General features: G+C 40.5%; 15 protein-coding genes. 10 read left to right on the forward strand and 5 right to left on the reverse strand.

Annotated elements, in window-relative coordinates; all coding sequences use genetic code 11:
• The first annotated feature begins 3 nt into the window (after positions 1 to 3).
• Complete coding sequence (locus tag AOC35_RS13275) at positions 4 to 2298, forward strand: TonB-dependent receptor (RefSeq protein ID WP_159077596.1); 2295 nt, start codon at positions 4 to 6, stop codon at positions 2296 to 2298.
• A 75-nt stretch (positions 2299 to 2373) separates the two neighbouring features.
• Here the strand turns inward: AOC35_RS13275 and AOC35_RS13280 are convergent, their stop codons facing one another.
• The gene (locus AOC35_RS13280) at positions 2374 to 2598 is read right to left on the reverse strand and encodes a TIGR02450 family Trp-rich protein (protein WP_108647767.1); all 225 of its coding nucleotides are present in this window, start codon (positions 2596 to 2598) and stop codon (positions 2374 to 2376) included.
• Between the two features lie 97 nt (positions 2599 to 2695).
• On the opposite strand from AOC35_RS13280, the gene AOC35_RS13285 reads away from it, so the two are divergent.
• Positions 2696 to 3112, forward strand: coding sequence for an MAPEG family protein (locus AOC35_RS13285; RefSeq protein WP_108647769.1), 417 nt, complete (start codon positions 2696 to 2698; stop codon positions 3110 to 3112).
• Between the two features lie 229 nt (positions 3113 to 3341).
• Here AOC35_RS13285 and AOC35_RS13295 read toward each other — a convergent pair whose 3' ends face one another.
• From AOC35_RS13295 to AOC35_RS13305, 3 genes are all read right to left on the reverse strand, one after another.
• Positions 3342 to 3767, reverse strand: a complete 426-nt coding sequence (locus AOC35_RS13295) for a universal stress protein (protein ID WP_108647773.1) — start codon at positions 3765 to 3767, stop codon at positions 3342 to 3344.
• A 186-nt stretch (positions 3768 to 3953) separates the two neighbouring features.
• Positions 3954 to 4943 carry a Bug family tripartite tricarboxylate transporter substrate binding protein gene (locus tag AOC35_RS13300; protein ID WP_425440629.1) on the reverse strand — a complete coding sequence of 330 codons (990 nt, stop codon included), beginning with the start codon at positions 4941 to 4943 and terminating at the stop codon, positions 3954 to 3956.
• Between the two features lie 51 nt (positions 4944 to 4994).
• Complete coding sequence (locus AOC35_RS13305; protein WP_108647775.1) at positions 4995 to 5747, reverse strand: TerC family protein; 753 nt, start codon at positions 5745 to 5747, stop codon at positions 4995 to 4997.
• A gap of 257 nt (positions 5748 to 6004) precedes the next feature.
• On the opposite strand from AOC35_RS13305, the gene AOC35_RS13315 reads away from it, so the two are divergent.
• The 8 genes from AOC35_RS13315 (at position 6005) to AOC35_RS13350 (ending at position 14548) form a co-directional block, all read left to right on the forward strand.
• Complete coding sequence (locus AOC35_RS13315) at positions 6005 to 6880, forward strand: DMT family transporter (RefSeq protein ID WP_108647779.1); 876 nt, start codon at positions 6005 to 6007, stop codon at positions 6878 to 6880.
• Positions 6881 to 6921: 41 nt separating this feature from the next.
• On the forward strand, positions 6922 to 7713 hold the full coding sequence (locus tag AOC35_RS13320) for a glycosyltransferase family 2 protein (protein WP_108647781.1): 792 nt from the start codon (positions 6922 to 6924) through the stop codon (positions 7711 to 7713).
• On the forward strand, positions 7683 to 9116 hold the full coding sequence (locus tag AOC35_RS13325) for a DHA2 family efflux MFS transporter permease subunit (RefSeq protein WP_108647783.1): 1434 nt from the start codon (positions 7683 to 7685) through the stop codon (positions 9114 to 9116). The genes AOC35_RS13320 and AOC35_RS13325 overlap by 31 nt, the downstream gene beginning before the upstream one ends.
• An 89-nt stretch (positions 9117 to 9205) precedes the next feature.
• Positions 9206 to 10102, forward strand: coding sequence for an NAD(P)-dependent oxidoreductase (locus AOC35_RS13330; protein ID WP_108647785.1), 897 nt, complete (start codon positions 9206 to 9208; stop codon positions 10100 to 10102).
• A gap of 39 nt (positions 10103 to 10141) precedes the next feature.
• The gene (locus tag AOC35_RS13335) at positions 10142 to 11068 is read left to right on the forward strand and encodes an NAD(P)-dependent oxidoreductase (protein ID WP_108647787.1); all 927 of its coding nucleotides are present in this window, start codon (positions 10142 to 10144) and stop codon (positions 11066 to 11068) included.
• Positions 11069 to 12409, forward strand: coding sequence for an amidohydrolase family protein (locus tag AOC35_RS13340; protein ID WP_108647789.1), 1341 nt, complete (start codon positions 11069 to 11071; stop codon positions 12407 to 12409).
• A 19-nt stretch (positions 12410 to 12428) separates the two neighbouring features.
• Entirely contained in the window at positions 12429 to 13403 is a 975-nt protein-coding gene (locus AOC35_RS13345; protein WP_108647791.1) for a Bug family tripartite tricarboxylate transporter substrate binding protein, read from the forward strand.
• Between the two features lie 47 nt (positions 13404 to 13450).
• Entirely contained in the window at positions 13451 to 14548 is a 1098-nt protein-coding gene (locus AOC35_RS13350) for an amidohydrolase family protein (protein WP_108647793.1), read from the forward strand.
• Between the two features lie 52 nt (positions 14549 to 14600).
• On the opposite strand, the gene AOC35_RS13355 is transcribed toward AOC35_RS13350, so the two are convergent.
• Positions 14601 to 15968 carry an MmgE/PrpD family protein gene (locus AOC35_RS13355; protein WP_108647795.1) on the reverse strand — a complete coding sequence of 456 codons (1368 nt, stop codon included), beginning with the start codon at positions 15966 to 15968 and terminating at the stop codon, positions 14601 to 14603.
• Positions 15969 to 15975 lie beyond the last annotated feature (7 nt).

Consider the following 15975-nt stretch of genomic DNA (forward strand, 5'->3'; position numbering starts at 1 on the left):
AATATGACGATACTTTCCGTCATCATGGCTACGACCACTCATGTCAAAGCGGATCATCTTACTGAATTGGATGCAATTTCAATTTCTGGTGCCATTGATAAAAAAATTCTTCCCGCGTTTAGTGCATCGAGTATTACGCTTGAGGACGAGACCATTAACGATACGGTCAATGTTGTTGACACGCCCGATGCACTCAAGTACGCCCCGAGTCTGATGGTTCGTAAACGAGACTCTGCAGACTATGGTGGTGCGACCCTAGCTACCCGAATTTGGGGAGTCAGTTATAGCGCAAAAAGTATTGTGAATGTGGATGGCATGCCAATTAGTAATCAACTCTATAACGATAATAACTATGGTACGCCAAGATGGTTTATGGTTTCTCCAGAAGAAATTCGGCAGATTGAAGTGATGTACGGCCCTTACTCGGCAGCGTATTCAGGTAATTCGATGGGCGCTGTGGTCGACATCACTACGAAAACGCCAGATCAATTTATGGCTATCGTAAACACCACTGGAAGTCTGCAAACTTTTAGTAAATTCGGTACTAATGATAATTATTTATCTGGACAAATATCTACCTTAATTGGTGATCACCTTGGAAGCACCTCATGGCGCTTATCCGTGAACCATGCAGATGCAAATACCCAACCTAGAGCATTTGTAACGGGGACCTCTCCAGAAACACCCTATCCATACGTCAAAAAAGATGGCACAAACGGTGGCTATTATTTAGGAGCCTCCAACTTGCTACACGGTGTTTCAGATGATGCTAATTTCAAATTGAAATATGACATTAACCCAGGTTTATCCGTTAGTGTTCATACAGGAATCTGGTCAGGCAATACAGATAGTAAAGTTCAAAGTTATTTACCAGGAAGTCCGAACGGAAGTTATTGCACTACGAATGCACCGTGTACTACCTTTGCGTCTGGAGTTTACAACCTAAGTCAACAACACTATATGAATAGTATTGCACTCAGTGGAAAAAACTTTACCAACTTTGAATGGGAAGCTATCGTTTCAAATGTTTACTATGATAAAAATCTGCAAAGAACGGCTGGGTATTTAAATCAAGATGGCAGCATTGTAAATAATGTGAATGGTAAAAATGGCACATTATCAGACTATAACGGCACAGGATGGACTAATGCCGATTGGCGCGGAAATTACAAGATTGATAGTGATTTTGGTAAACACACCATTAGTTTTGGGGCGCATTATGATTACAACCGCTTAAACAATTCTCAATATTCTGTGGCGGATTGGATGAATGCCCAAACTGGGAATATATCAGCGGTGGGGAAAGGCGTTACCCAAACGTCAGCATTATGGGCTCAAGATACTTTTTATATTAATGAGGCTTTAAGGCTTACTACGGGTCTTCGTTATGAAGCTTGGCAAACCTTTGACGGTTATCTTTTGAATTCGTCTGCACCTGGTTCAATTGCGCAAGGCGTCAATCAAGCTAGCGTTCAATATCAACATTTTTCACCAAAGTTATCTTTAAGTTATGACGCACCAAATGATTGGATCAGTACCGTATCGATTGCCAATGCAATGCGCTTTCCAACTGCTGGTGAACTATATAACGTGGTTAGTTCAACGACTACAGCGACCGCTTCTGGCCAAGCAACAAAGTACTATGCTCCAGACCCCGCTAACATCCGTCCAGAAAACGTTTGGTCTGCTGAGTGGAGTGTTGAGAAGAAATTATTAAATGGCTATGTGAAGACAGCGTTATTTACGGAACAGGTTGATGATGCCTTGATTTCACAATACGGCTATCCAGACATTAACAATCCAACATACTTCTATTCCTATTGGCAAAATGTAAACAGGGTAAGAAGTTACGGTATTGAACTATCCGGCCAATTGAGAGACCTTTATTTCAAGGGGGTCGATTTTGGCGGAAGTGTTACTGCAGTTGATTCCACAATTGTGGATAGTAACGGTTTAGGATCATCTAAACAAAGTATCGTCGGCAACCCAACGCCTGGAGTATCGCCATTAAGAATTACAGGAGTTGCAACTTACCGTCCAGATGAGAAATGGGCATTTACTTTAGGCGGTCGATATCAACGACAATTTGCCTCATCCATTGATAACAACGATGTCAATGCAAACACCTACTTAGGCTTCTCTGGTTATTTTGTGATGGATGTTAAAGCAAGATATCAAATCGATAAAAATTGGCGAGCAAGTTTTGGTATTGATAACTTAACCAATCGGGACTATTTTATGTACCACCCCTTCCCACAAAGAACCTTTGTGGCGAATCTACGATACTCGTATAACTAATAAAAAATGAGTACTGCTCAAAAGTTGGCATTGATTTCCTACTTTTGAGTTTGCTTTAGCATTCCAGAAAAAAGCTCATTTCCAACCCTGTAGCCACTTTGCAGGGTCCTGAAGTTCTCGCCAAGAAAGCTGTAGCGTTTTCTTAGAGAAAACCGCTTCAATTTCAATTAAATCAATGGGAGCATTTTCTTCCTCAGGTTGAATCACCTTTGTCACAATAAAGTGTTTATTTTTTGCCACGGGTAGAGCTGCTGTCCATTTAGTTAATAACAGTTTTTTGGGGCTCAGTGGATTCTTCATCTTTTCAGGTATTTAAATGATTCTTCAGCTAAGATAACATGAAGGATAAGAAAATTTTTAGCTCAGTTATCCCTATTAACTATCGAACATACTTTTTATGCTGATTATTACTTCTATTTTTGCATCAATTTTAGCGATTCTATTTTTAAGACTATCTTTAGCCGTAATTGCTTTGCGGCGTAAGAATAAAATTGCATTAGGTTCTGGAGCTAATGCTGATTTGGAAAGAGCGATTCGGGCACAAGGAAACTTCGCTGAATATGTGCCAATTAACCTGTTATTAATGGCCTGTTTAGAAGTCAATCTTGCGCCTTGGTGGTTATTTGTGCCGCTCGGAGTTTTATTAATCATAGGGAGAGTCATCCATGCCATAGGAATTAATCAGCCACCGCCTAAGTTTTCAAAAAGAGTGCTAGGAATGAAGTGCACGTTTTTTGCAATGATCGGATTGATTGCGGATAATTTAGGATGGGCAATTTATGTTGTTTTAGCTTTAAATGGGCTGATTATCTAGATAGAGTATTCGACCAATCAGAATGGGTGGTTTAACTTAATTGCTGGTGTAATAATTTTGCCTTCAGCCATCATTTTTGGATGGCTCTATGAAAGCTATGGAACGCAATATGCATTCCTATATTCAGCGGGATGCGCCACTGTTGCCTTAGGTATATTTTTAGTTACAGTTTTCCCTTTTAAACCTGATGTCGTCACTGAAGTTGAATCCCCTAAGGGATTCAATTCAATTATTTAACGACCAGTACGGGCTGTTTTGCTTTGTGAGTAATTCGGTGGGCAACTGAACCTAGAAGGATGTCCGAAACTTCAGATCTTCCTTTTGAGCCAATCACAATCATGCCAACCTTTTCTTTATCAGCAACCGATAAAATCGTATCAGATACATTGCCGATTTCAATAATAAAGCTATGAGGAACATCGGACTTCGCTAATAATTTTTGGGCGGGCTTCAATTCCTTTTGACTAGTTTCAATTAAGAAATTCTTAATATCTTCATAGGTAACAAATTGATTGATGTAGTTAAAACTTGAATCGTCGTGAACAGTGATAACAACAATCGAAGATTTAGCGGTTAATCCTTTTGCTAAATTAACAGCGTACTTAAGGGCTTTGAAAGAATTTTGAGAACCATCAACGGGTACTAATATTTTCATAAACACCTCCAGGTTAAACCCATTTAAGCACTATAAAAATATTGTGTCAAATATGAAAAAAATAATGGATTAAATCACTCAACTATAGCCATCGAATTATCTTGACTTAGAAGTCTTAAAATCAAATTGCTGAACTAACTCTACTAGCACTACTTGAGTTAGTTCAACAGGGAAAATGAAAAACGATTATTCGTTTGTTATGTGACGTTCTTGAATAATCTTCGCCCAGATTTGTGAATCCTTAGCAATATATTTTCTTAAATCATCTCGAGTACCTGGCGATGCATAGAGGCCGTGCTCCTTCAGGGCAGCAATAATCTCTTTATCACTTAGCACTTTAACTAATTCTTTATTCCATTGATCTAGCATTGCATCAGAATTTTTAGAAGAGGCCACAAATGCATACCAATTACTAGAGTCAAAACTTGGGAAACCTGACTCAGCAATGGTTGGAACGTTAGGTAAGGCTTCAATTCTTTTAGCGCCTGTAATGGCGATAGGACGTAGTTTGCCACTCTTAATATGGGGCATCGCTGATGAGATCGTTGAGTAATAACAATTCACCCTTCCACCTAAAACATCAATCATGGCTGGATTGCCACCTTTATAGGGGACATGGGTTGTTTCAATTTTTGCTAAAGAGTTTAAAAGTTCACCCTGTAAATGCGAAGCTGAACCATTCCCTGTGGATGCAAAAGTCAGTTTGCCAGGATCTTTTTTAGCAAGATCAATGAAGTCTTTTAACGATTTGATGTTTGATTCTGAGGGGACAACGAGTACATTCGGAAAAGCGACACCCATCGTGAGTGGTGCTAAGTCTTTAACGGGGTCATAGGATAACTTCATTAATAGTGGCGCAATGGATAAAGGTCCAATAGATCCTAAAAGAATCACAGAGCCATCCGTTGGGCCGGTTGCAACCGTACCATGAACAATATTACCGCCCGCCCCGGCTCTATTTTCAACAATGACGGATTGGCCAATATTTTCACCTAGCTTTTTAGCAATGATTCTAGCTGCAGTATCCGTGCCACCACCTGCCGCAAAACCTACGTACATTGTGATTGTTTTTTTAGGCGGAAACTCTTGAGCTTGGGATGTGCTAATGATACCAAGTAACATTGCTAGGATAGAGGTAACCCAAACTAAATGATGATAGCGATGTAAAAGTCCCATGAAATAATCCCAAGAAATCGTTAATTAAAAATGTAGTTCATTGTAACTTTTTTAGATGGTGGTTTTCTTGGTTCTTGAGCGGATGTTGAGAATTTCTACACCAAATGAGAAAGCCATACCGAAGTAAATGTACCCCTTAGGTATGTGGAAGTTCAGTCCTTCGGCAATTAAAACAATACCGACGATTGATAAAAAAGAAAGTGCTAGGACCTTAATTGAAGGATGATTATTCACAAAATCACCAATTGGTTTTGCAGCAAACAGCATAATAAACATCGATGCGATAACAGCAGCAACCATAATTAAAATTTCATCCACCAGACCAACTGCTGTAATGACGCTATCTAGAGAAAAGACAATGTCTAAAATACCAATTTGAATGACTGATCCCCAAAAAAGTTTTTTGGTTGATTTTTTAAGCTCGCCAGAATTACTGCTAGAAGCTTCCTCACTCACTTTCTCATGCTCTACGGCCTCTACTTCAAGATAGATTTCTTTGGAAGATTTCCACAATAAAAATAGACCTCCCAATAGTAATATTAAGTCACGCCCACTAATATCCTGGTTGAAAACATTAAAAAGTGGGGAGGTTAAGCCCATTACCCAAGATAAACTGAGTAAAAGTAAAACTCGTGTAATCAGTGCAAAAAGCAAGCCAAAGCGGCGGACTTGATTGCGGATTTCTAGGGGTAAACGGTTAGCAATGATACTGATAAAAATAATATTATCGATACCAAGAACAATTTCAAGAATTGCTAAGGTGAAAAACGCGATGATGGTTTGTGTGTCAAAAAGAAATTCCATCTAAAAATCCAGTCAGTGTTTATAAAGCATCAATATGGCATAAAAACGAGTTTATTTGATGAAAATTAACCTTAGTTTTTTTAAGTTTATTGTCATCAATCGCTAAAATTGAAGTCTTCTTCGTGTCTAGTGAAGAAGATGAGATGAAGATTTGAGGGAGTTTTCCTATATCATTCAACGATTGTCTTTTAATAATGTCACGAATCGGAAATTGAAGATCCATCATATGTGTGCAACCCATTTTTTGAAAGCTTCAATTGAAATCTGAAACCAAAGGGATGTTCATTGGCTTTATTGGTATTTTTATTTTTAGCCTCACATTGCCGGCTACGAAGGTTGCGATGCTGGATTTAAATCCCTACTTTGTGGCATATGGTCGTGCTCTTATTGCTGGGTTAGCAGCAGTTGCTTATCTGATTGTGTCAAAAGCTGGGTGGGTAGAAACGAAGTATATTCCCCAACTGCTTGTGGTGGCTACAGGAGTGGTTTTTGGCTTTCCGTTATTGGTAAACCTAGCGATGCAGAACGGGTCCTCAGCGCATGGGTCCATTATTCTTGGATTATTACCCTTGGCTACTGCCATTTTAGGAGCAATCCGCCATCATGAGAAGCCGTCAATTGGATTTTGGATTAGCGCTGTGATTGGATCAACATTAGTAGTTATTTTCTCATTTATTACCGGAGGGGGAAAAGTAGCCCACGATGATTGGTTGTTATTTGGAGCCTGTCTTTTTGCCAGTATCGGCTATTCTGAAGGTGCTGATTTATCTAGAGTGATGAACCCTAAAGTGGTGATATCTTGGGTGCTTGTTCTCTCACTTCCGATTAATTGCATCCTGTCCTATTTAACCTTGGATGTCGATTTTCTACAACTATCTTTAAAGTCTTCAATCGCTTTTCTTTATTTAGCATTCTTCTCCATGTATATTGGTTTTTTCTTCTGGTATGAGGGGTTGAAGGTCGGAGGTATAGCGAGAGTCAGTCAAGTACAGTTAATACAACCCTTTATTACTATGATTGCCGCCAGTTTCTTACTAGGCGATGAACTTACAGTTCTCAATCTAGTTTTTGCTACACTCGTGGTGTTAACCGTAATGATTGGTAAAAAAATGCTGATTGTTAAATCTAACTGAGAGTTTTATATTCTACTGTCACGAATTGATCATTGACCCATATGCCTAAAGTATCTGTTTATATCATCGCTTTTAATGAAGAAAGAAAAATTGCAGATGCAATTCATAGTGTTGCTTGGGCTGATGAAATTATTGTCATTGATTCGCATAGTAAGGACCGAACCGCTACCATTGCAGAAGAACTTGGCGCCAAAGTTGTCCAAGTTGAATTCAAGGGGTTTGGTCAATTAAGACGCGATGCAGTCAGTGCTTGTTCACATGAGTGGGTCTTTAGTTTAGATAGCGATGAGCGATGCACGCCAATGGCGGCTCAAGAAATTCAACAAATTATTAACCAAAATCTTAGTGATGTTTGTTATGTTCCTCGGCGAAACTTTTTCTTAGGTAAAAAAATAGAACATTCGGGATGGTATCCTAACTATCGACAACCCCAGCTATTTAAAAAATCATGCCTAACTTATGACAATAGTCCTGTCCACGAGGGATATGAAATTTCTAAAGGCGCAAAGGTGATTTATTTAAATCATGCGATTTGGCAATTGCCGTTCAATGACTTAAGTGAGTCTATTGCAAAAATGAATCGATACTCTACCTTAGGTGCGTCGAAAAGTCGTCAGAAAGGTTCAACCTATGCAAAAGCGCTTGGACATGCTAGCTGGGCGTTTATTCGACATTATTTCTTTAAAAAAGGCTTCTTGGATGGCTGGGCAGGATTTTTTATTGCTTTCTCCTATTTTGAGGTCACCCTGTACCGTTATGCCAAAGCAGTTGAGCTCGCTCATCACGAGGAGTGGGATGCACAATGGAAACAAATTCAAAAGACAGACGTGTAAAAATAATGAGCTCCCGTAAATATAATCTCGTTTTGTATCTCGTCGCCACAACTTTCTTTATGGAAACCCTGGATAGTACGGTGATTGCAACTGCTCTACCTAAAATGGCAGAGGACTTTGGGGTTGCTCCCGTGGATGTTGGTATCGGTATTACCGCGTATCTCCTAACTTTAGCTACTCTGATTCCGATTAGTGCTTGGTTAGCCGATCGGTTTGGTACCCGAAATATCTTTACCATTGCCATTATTATTTTTACTGGCTCCTCTATTTTGTGTGGCTTGAGCGAAAGTCTTTGGTTCTTTACCCTATCTAGAGTTTTACAGGGAGTTGGCGGGGCGCTCATGGTGCCAGTAGGTAGAATCATCGTTCTGAGAAACACCAAAACCGAGGACATTATTAGAGCCGTTGGTTTAATTACTTGGCCTGGTCTGATTGGGCCGGTGGTTGGGCCTGCAATTGGCGGCTTTTTAACGAGTTATGCCACTTGGCATTGGATATTTTTCATTAATGTACCGATTGGTATTGTTGGAATTTATTTGAGCTGGGTACTAATTGAGCCATTTAAAGAACAAAATCAGAAGCCGCTTGATTATTTGGGTTTTCTTTACACAGGAACCTCATTATCCAGCCTGATTTATGCAATTGAATTGAGTAGAAAGATTCAAGAAACTCAAATTGCTTGTGTTAGTTTTGTTATTTTGGGGGTCATTGCGGGCGTGCTTTCCATTCGTCATCTCAAGCGTGCTCTAAACCCAATGATTGATTTAAGTTTGTTCAGTATTCCTACCTTTAGTATTACGATGTGGGTGGGTTTATGGATTCGAACAGCACTCTCGGCGATTCCATTTTTAATCCCTTTGTATTTACAAGTGGGTTTAGGGATCGACCCCTTTATTGCCGGACTTTTAGTATTGAGTGTTTTCATTGGTAATTTAGTCATGAAGGCATTTACAACGCCCATGCTCAATCGTTTTGGCTTTAAAAAGTTAATGACTATTAATGGCTATTTAGTCATCCTCTCCTTTTTAGCCTGTGCGTTAATCACCAAAGAAATGCCATTTTGGATGATGGCATTGATTTTATTCATGAATGGCTTATTTAGGTCATTGCAATTTACCTCGATTAATACCCTATCCCTAGCAGATGTTCCAAAGCCACAAATGAGCTCAGCCTCTGCCCTTGCTAGTACCGCGATGCAAATTAGCATGGCTTTAGGTATTGCTGTTGGTTCATTAATTCTGACCCTAGCAAGCCTTATCAACCAAGGTAATGCGCAAACGCCCCTTATTCAAGACTTCCGACTAGCTTTTGTTCTCATCACTCTGTTACCTATATGTAGCTTATGGAATTTGAGTATGTTAAGTAAAGATGCCGGCAATTCCTTAAGGAAACTAAAAAATTAGTTTTTTCCATGCAGTTATCTTAGAATGTTACCTAATACAGAATTAATTAAATAACTAGAAAAGCATTTATTGCTTGAGACATATTAATAATGAAAATTCTCTTTATTGGCGTAGGAAAGATGGGTTTACCCATGTCAGGTCACCTTTTAAAACAAGGTCATGAAGTTCGTGTGCAAGATCCCGATTCAAGCCGATTGGTAGAAGCGAAAGCTTCAGGACTAGAGATTGGGGACCAATCTCTGGATTCCATAGAAGATTTTCAGTGGGCAGACTATGTTTTTTCCTCTTTACCAAATGACAAAGCATTTTTAGAGGTTGCGAATCTCGTTGCAAAAAAAGCCTCAAAGAACACCAGATATGTTGATACCAGTACGATTTCGATTGGTGCTTCAGCAAGTGCCGCTGAATTATTGAAACAGGCTGGGATTGAGTATTTACGAGTTGCTGTATCCGGTAATAACCACATGGCAGCTGCAGCAAATTTGACGATACTCGCTTCAGGGCCCAAAGAAATTTACGATGAAGCACAGCCACTTCTTTCTAGCTGGGGAGCAAGTCAGTTTTATTTAGGCGATCAAGAGCAAGCGCGCCTCATGAAGTTGGTGGTGAATTTGTTAATTGCCCAAACCAGTGCGATGTTGGCAGAGGGTTTAACTTTAGGCCGCTTAGGGAATTTGGATTGGCAAGATATGTGGCAAGTCTTAAGTGCCTCAGCAGTAGGCTCACCAATTCTGAAAGCTAAATCTGCGCAGTTAGGAATGCCGCTAGGTAGTCGGGATTTTAGTCCAACCTTCACCGTGCATCAAATGATTAAAGATTTGGAACTGATTACGAGTGCGGGTGACGATCTAGGCGCCTCACTTACTCAAACGAAGACAACCTTAGGCTGGATGAACCAAGCTATTGCACAGGGTGATGGCTTATTGGATTATGCAGCAATTATTAGAGTGTTAGAAAGACAGGTCGGAATTAAAGACCTCTCTTAAGTAAAAATTTATTTATTAGCAAACAAACGGAGAAATAGTATGGCGCAAAAGATTGGTTGGATTGGCTTAGGACGTATGGGTGAGTCGATGGTAAAACGTTTAACTCAAGCAGGATTTGGGGTAGATGTTTGGAATCGCACTAGAAGTAAAGCTGATCCACTTGCAGCATATGGCTGTACTGTGGTGGATAACATTATCGATTTATCTGGCTGCGAAACAGTGATCACCATGGTTTCTACCACCAAGGATTTGAAGCAGGTTTTATTTGGTGAAGGTGGTTTAGTAACTGGTGCGCAAAAACCTAAGGTCGTGGTGGATAGTTCTTCTATTTCACAAGAAGGCTCTGCAGAAGTGCGTCGTGAACTAGAGGCTCTAGGAATTGCTTATTTGTGTGCGCCAGTCTCGGGTAACGCAAAAGTTGCTAAGGCTGGTAAATTATTAATGGTTTCATCTGGTCCTAAAGAGCTCTATGACCAAGTTGAGCCTTACTTCCAAGCAATTGCCAGAAAATGTATGTGGATTGGTGAAGGTGAACTCGCTCGTGTTTGGAAGATTGCCCACAATACGATGTTCGGAGTAGTGATTCAAAACTTATGTGAGATCACTGTTTTAGCTGAAAAAGCGGGTATTCCAAGACATTTATTCTTAGAGAGCATTAATGACTCTGTTCTAGGTTCAATGTATACCCGCTATAAAACGCCGGTCATGACAAATTTGACTTTTGATCAAGTAACATTTACACCAGAGTTACTCTTAAAGGATATGGATTTAGGTATGTCCGCAGCCAAGGCGCATGGCGTTGCGATGCCAGCTGCTGCAGCAACCCGTGAGTCCATTGCGAGAACAGTTGGTAGAGGTTATGGCGATATCGATTTCTCAGTTTTACTAGTTGAAACAGCGAGAGATGCTGGCTTAGAGTTAACTTCTGAGAATAAAGTAATTAGCGATGGTTTAGAGGCAAAATAAGTGGCTAAAACAATCTTAATTCGCGGAGCGGCAATCGTCACGATGGATGCCCTTGGAGAAATCTCCAAGGGAGATATCCTGATTGAAGATGACAAGATCAAAGATATTTCCTTGCACATTGATGCTCAGGCGGATGAAGAGATTGATGCTCAGGGTTATATCTTAGTACCTGGGTTTATCAATGCCCATATGCATACATGGCAAACAGCATTGCGTGCCTTAGCTTCTAACTGGACACTTTTAGAATACTTCCAGAAGATGCATTCTGGCTTAGCTAAGGTGTTTGAACCTGAGGATTTGTATATTGCAACCTATATGGGTGCTTTAAATCAAATCAATTGCGGCACGACAACGCTTGTTGATTGGTGCCACAATAATAAAACACCTGAGCATAATGACGCGGCAATTTCCGGATTATTAGAATCCGGTATCCGTAGCGCATTCTTTCATGGCACACCAAAACCCGAACCGAAGCCTGGTGAAACGCCTTTCTGGGAAATACCACATCCTAAACATGAGCTATTAAGATTAATGAAGAATTACGAAAGTAATTCTTTACTAACGATTGGTTGTGCTGTTTTAGGACCTCATTACTCCACCTTAGATGTTGCTCTACATGATTTTGCAATGGCAAAAGAGTTAGGGATTGTGGCATCGATGCATCAAGGTGGTGGGCCAGCAAGAACCCCAGAAGGTTGGCAAGTGCTGGAGTCAAAGGGACTACTAGGACCCCATATTAATATTGTGCATGGTCACGCACTGTCGGATGAGCAACTCAAAAGATTTTGTGACTTAGGTATGTCTTTCTCCGCAACAGCTGAAAATGAAATGACCCAAGGCCATGGTCATCCATTAACTGGAAGATTAAGGGCGCTTGGAAAAGCGCCATCTCTCGGCGTTGATTTAGAGAGTGTTTGTAGTGGTGAAATGTTTATCCAAGCACGTGTTGCTTTAGGAATACAACGCAGCTTAGATAACTTTGAATACCGTGAATTACACGGCAGTATTCCGCCAACTTCAACGATTACAACGCGTGAGGCGCTATCTTGGGTCACTATTGAGGGTGCCAAGATGCTAGGTCAAGAAAATAGAATCGGTAGTTTAGCTGTTGGAAAGCAAGCTGACTTGGTGATGATTCGAGCAACTGATATTAATATGCAACCTGTTAACGATTTGGTTAGTTCGGTTGTGATGCAAACGAGTTTGGCTAATATTGAGAATGTCATGATTGCTGGAACTTGGCAAAAACGTCATGGTGCTTTACTTGCAAAAAATGTACCTAGTAAAGTTCAAGATTTAAATGCGTCAGCGAACAAAATAAAACAGGCCTTAGGCTTATAAAAACGTTAGGGAGAACAGTATGAAAATTAGTAAACTTTCTTTTTTGAAAGGCTGCATGGCCTTATCATTTATTGCTCTAAGCGCAATGAGTCAGGCTCAAAATTATCCAACTAAGCCAGTTCACTTTGTTGTAGCCTTTACAGCTGGAAGTGGTACTGACATTATCGCTAGGGCGGTTGGGGATGTGATGGGCACAAGTCTTGGTCAACCCCTCATTATTGATAATAAACCTGGCGCTGGTGGAACCATTGCTGCCTCACAGGTAGCTAAATCTGAACCAGATGGATATAACTTATTAGTCCATTCTTCTGGACATGCTTTAAATCCCTTTATTTACCCAAGCCTGAGTTACGACACATTAAAAGACTTAACAGGTGTGATTCCGCTTGCAGCTCTGCCTAATGTTCTCGTTGTCTCACCGAATAAGCCTTGGAAGAATGTTGCTGATTTAATTGCAGCGACCAAGGAAAAACCTGGAGATCTCAATTTTGCTTCTGCAGGTGTTGGTAGTGCCACCCATATGAATGCTGAAAAATTTAATTTATACGCTGGTATTAAAGCGACTCATGTACCTTATAAAGGAACACCAGAAGCTATTTCAGACGTAATTGGGGGACGTGCTGATTGGTTTTTTGCGCCTTTATCTTCAGCTTTACCATTAATTCAAAGTGGTAAATTAAAGGCGTTAGCGGTGAGTACTCCAAAGAGAACTAGTGCCTTACCAAATGTGCCAACTACAGTTGAGGCAGGCGTGCCAAACTCTGAATATGTTTTTTGGGTTGGACTGATTGCTCCGTCAGCTACTTCCCCTGTGATTATTAAAAAACTCAATGATGAGGTCATTAAAGCTTTGAATAGCCAGGAAGTAAAAGACCGTTTTACAAAATTAGGTGCAGAACCTTTACCAATGTCCCCAGAAGCCTTTAATACATTTATTAAAGCTGAGATGGACGTGGCTAGCAAAATTAGTAAAGCGGCAAATTTAAAGAATTAAGCAGCAAATAAGATGAATGATTCGAATCATTAAACAAGGAGACACGCGTGAATAATAGACGAGCATTTTTGAGTACTTCAGCAAAAGCATTAGGTGGTTTAACTTTTTGTGGCTGTGGACTTTTACATGCCGTAAACGCCCAAACCAATAAGCCATTAAGAAGACCTCCAGTCATCATTAATGGCAAGAAAATAAAGGCGATTGATGTACACGCCCACTGTTTATTTCAAGACTCTATCGATCTGATGGGAGAAGATGCAAAGTCAGTACCGCCTCCAACAAAGGGTCAAAAAGAACACTTTATTCAAGTTGACGAACGGATTGCAAACATGCAGTCAGAGGGTATCGATTTGCAAGTGTTGAGCGTGAACCCCTTTTGGTATCGTCAAAACAAAGAAACCGCAGCAGAAATTTGTCGGATCAATAATAAAAATTTAGCAGAGTTATCTGCACAAAAACCTGACCATTTCCGGGCCTTTGCTTCACTTGCAATGCAGTTCCCTGAATTGGCTGTAGAGCAACTCGAAGAGGCAGTAAAAAAATATGGACTCGTCGGAGCTGCCATCGGTGGTAGTGTTCTTGGTGATGACTTTTCGAATCCTAAATATCATCCAGTACTCGCTAAGGCGCAAGAGCTCAATGTTGCCTTATTTATTCATCCCCAAAGCACTCCCCAATTAGCCTCTCGTTTTAAAGGCAATGGTTGGTTATCGAACGTGATTGGTAATCCTCTCGACACAACGATTGCGTTACAGCGCTTAATTTTTGATGGCGTATTTGATAAGTACCCACAACTTAAAGTAATCGGTGCGCACGGTGGTGGTTATTTAGGTTCTTATGCACCTAGGTCAGATCATGGTTGTTTTATTTCACCACAAAATTGCGATCCAAGTATTAACTTAAAGAAAAAACCAACCGAGTATTTACGTCAAATTTATTTTGACTCTCTCGTCTTCACACCAGAGGCTTTAAGGCACTTAGTAGCACAGGTAGGGGCAAGTCAGATTATGATTGGTACTGATCACCCGATTCCATGGGAAGAAAAACCAGTTGATCATGTGATGGCAACACCTAATTTGTCGAACCAAGATCGAATTAATATTCTCTCTTCAAACGCAGCAAAAGTGCTCGGTATTAAGATTTAAGAATTTTTAAAGCAAGTGATCCCAAGATAGACTCTTGGGATCTTTTCTAAACTTATTTAGATAACGCTAACAACTTGTTTAAGTTGGCTTGATTTTTTAAGTCCCAACAAACTGCAAGTAAATCCAGTGTTTGTTGCTCACCGATGATTGGGTGTGTTAAACCTTTGAATTTATTTTCGAGGTCAGAATTGGTCATTGGATTTTCTAAAGAACCAATTGCATTCTTAACAAAAATATGGATTTTTTGACCATCTTTTAAGACAGCAGTCACATCAGCAGAGGCCTCACTGATTGAATCGTCAACTGTAGCTATTACCTTGGCGCGTAATTCAACCATATCTGGACGGGTAACAATCTCATCATGATATTCATCTTCAGAAGCACGACCAAACACTAGGCCAGCAGCGCAACCGTGGTAGACGCTAAACTTTCCTTCTAAACCATCTTTAGGAGTTTTCTTACCTGTGAGTTCTAGTACTAAGGAGTGAACTTTTAATTCAATGCGCTCTAGGTTCTCAGGGGTAACACCTTTTGCTTTTAACTGTACACAAGCATCAATACTTGGGTGAATCACGATACCGCAAGCAAATGGCTTGTAAGAGTTAAAGGAAATTTCAAAGCGTTTACCTAAATCCGTCGTAATTTCTGACCAATCATATTTTGTGGAGAAAGACTGAATCATGCCACGCGGTGCTTCGAGTGCTTTCGTGCTAGCAGTAAAGCCATGTTTCGCGAGTAAGGCTGAAGTAAGACCAGCTCTGGCTGCGCCACCAGGATGGAACGGTTTAGTCATGGTACCAAACTGTTCTCTGAAGCCAACGGGTTGTGAAGCCGCAATACCCAAAGCCATTTGAGTTTTAGCAACATCTAATCCTAGTAAACGAGCACAAGCTGCCGCAGCACCAACAGTTCCCGTTGAACCAGTGATATGCCAGCCACGATCATAGTGATTCGGATAAATACAATTACCAATACGACAAGCAACGTCAATACCAATTACTAACGCATCTAAAATTTGTCGACCAGAAGCACCAATATGCTCAGCTAATGCTAGGACAGCAGAGGCAACTGGACCCGCTGGATGAATAATCGTTTTTAGATGAGTATCATCAAAATCAAAGGTATGTGAACTAATGCCATTGATGAGGGCAGCACCAGCCATATCAACGCGCTCAGCGCGACCTAGGATAGTCGCTTGCTCAGCTGGAGCAAATTCTTGGATAGCAGCTAAAGCTGCTTGAACGCTTTCGTGGTTTGCCGCGCCTACTGCACAACCTAACCAGTTAAGGAAGGTACGGTGCGCTTCATGATCGACCTCATCACTCCAACCAGCTGAAGGATGATTAGTAACAAATTCTGCAAGAATTTGAGTAATGGGAGGGGCGTTACGATCTGCTTCTACTTGGGTATTAATGGCCATATTAACT

It is taken from the genome of Polynucleobacter rarus, from assembly GCF_003072505.1.
Classification (GTDB): domain Bacteria; phylum Pseudomonadota; class Gammaproteobacteria; order Burkholderiales; family Burkholderiaceae; genus Polynucleobacter; species Polynucleobacter rarus.